This is a genomic window from Parafrankia sp. Ea1.12 (genome assembly GCF_900465275.1).
Lineage (GTDB): Bacteria > Actinomycetota > Actinomycetes > Frankiales > Frankiaceae > Parafrankia > Parafrankia soli.
Genome location: NZ_UBIZ01000417.1, coordinates 1 through 1,829, shown reverse-complemented (window position 1 = coordinate 1,829; position 1,829 = coordinate 1). Strand labels below are relative to the sequence as shown.

The window sequence follows — 1,829 nt, the reverse complement described above, 5'->3', positions numbered from 1 at the left end:
CTAGAAGGCTTGGGCGGGCGAAGCCGCGAAGGATGGGTCAAGTTCGGGGCGCGCGGGTCAGGCTGCGAGTCCGGCGTGGTGGATGAGTTCGTTGATGGCGGTGTCGTAGGCGTCGGCTGCTCGGCGTAGCGGCGGGGGGTCGCTGTGGCGGTCGACGAGTTCGGCTATGCCGGTGCGTAGTACCCGGTTGTGGACGCGGGTGAGGAACAGGGCGTGGCGCTGCCCGGCGGGGGTGATCTGGTAGCGGTGAGTCCCGGGAACGCGTTCGATCAGGCCGTGGAGGCGGAGTCGGCGTAGGTCGTAGCTCATCTGTCCGCTGGTGATGGTGCTCGGGTCGCGGCCGAGCAGCGGCGCGAGATACTCGCGTAGGTCACGGTTGGTGAAACCGTGTGGCAGCAGACGGAAGACGAGGATTGCAGACAAGAGGGCTTGGACGTGGTGGTCGGTGAACCGCATACCGGCGACCCGTCGTCCGGTCTCGGTGATGACCGGATCGGTGATGGCCGCGAACGCGGTGTCGCCGTCGGTGGGATCGTGGCTGATGGTCTGGACGTCGAGCAGACGTCGGTTGGCGTGGAAGCCGACCCGCCGTAACGCCGGCAGGTTGATCAGCCTTTTCCCGATCCCGAAGTCGCGGGTGTCGTTGATGGTGGTCTCGGTGCGTAACGCTTTCCCTTCTTTGTGGTACTGCTTGATCGTGGCGTGTTTGTAGTCGACGTGCAGGCTTGGGGTGACGCCGTTGGTGATAATTCGGGTTCGGAACCGGCTCGGGGTGGCTCGTGGGCCGGTCCGGCGCAGGGACCGGTCGAAGACCAGGCTGACCTGGTCGGGGCGGCCGATGTCAAGGTTGTCCCGGATGACCTGCTCGAAGAAGATCCTTCCGGACAGGGGCCGGTCGAGAGTCTGGGTCAGGGAGAACTCGGCTTGCAGGATCGAGAGGTCGTAGTGGTAGCCGGCGTCGCGGTCGTCGGGGGTGAACGGGTGCGGCAGGATGTCCAACCACTTGCGGAGCAGCCCATCGATCTCGGCCGGGCCGAGCCGGTCACAGATCGTCTGAAGGCCGGCCGGGTCCTCGACCGCGGCGAACGCGTTGTCCATCGGGGTGAAGGCGATCCCGGACTTGGTCGCCTGCCGCTGCGCCCAGTGGTTCCCGTTCAGGCACAGCTTGGCGTTGTAGGGGAAGTAGGAGCAGAACTTGAGGAAGAACGGGCCGAAGTCGTCGTCGACGCAGTAGAAGTAGAAGTGGTTGACGACCCCGGTGGTCTTCACGATCCACGGGTATGTCTTCCCCTCTGCGTCGCGGCGCTTTTCCGTACGGAACAGCGGAGTCTTCTCCTGCGCCCGACCGATGAACACCACCCCCTGGGTGCCGGTGAAGTCCTTGAGCCGTTCGTGCATCACGTCGTCCTTCCGTTGCCCCTTCACGAAGTCGACGATCGGGATGTCGTGGTCGGCGGCGAACCGCCGGACCGCGGTCACGAAACCCTCGGTGATCGACGCCAGCGGGGCGGTGGAGGCGACTCGCATCCCGAGCCGGCGGCGGAGGAACCCGACCAGGCCGAGAGGGAACTGGAGCTGGGGCACATAGACGTTGAGGTACATCCGGTCGATGCACTCCACCTCGAAGCTCACGTGATGGGCCAGGACGTCGGCGACGGTGCGGGGTAGCGTCATCGTCAGCTCCGGTCCGGGACGGCCAGGCCTCAGGCCAACCGCCGCCAGGTAGCGGCATCACAGGCGGGTTCATCGTCAACCCGTCACACCGCCCGGCCGGAGCCCACGATCACAGCCGGACCACAGCAACATGCTCGTCGGGCTGGGGCGAAGCC

The 1,829-nt window shown here is 66.0% G+C and carries 1 protein-coding gene; it reads right to left on the bottom strand.

Features of this window, described 5'->3' with window-relative positions; all coding sequences use genetic code 11:
* Window positions 1–57: 57 nt before the first annotated feature.
* The gene (locus FMEAI12_RS24390) at window positions 58–1,674 is read right to left on the bottom strand and encodes a hypothetical protein (protein ID WP_112107985.1); all 1,617 of its coding nucleotides are present in this window, start codon (window positions 1,672–1,674) and stop codon (window positions 58–60) included.
* Window positions 1,675–1,829 lie beyond the last annotated feature (155 nt).

Coding starts and splice junctions, on each gene's coding strand:
- FMEAI12_RS24390 (WP_112107985.1), bottom strand. CDS start 1,674: ATGACGCTACCCCGCACCGTCGCCGACGTCCTGGCCCATCACGTGAGC.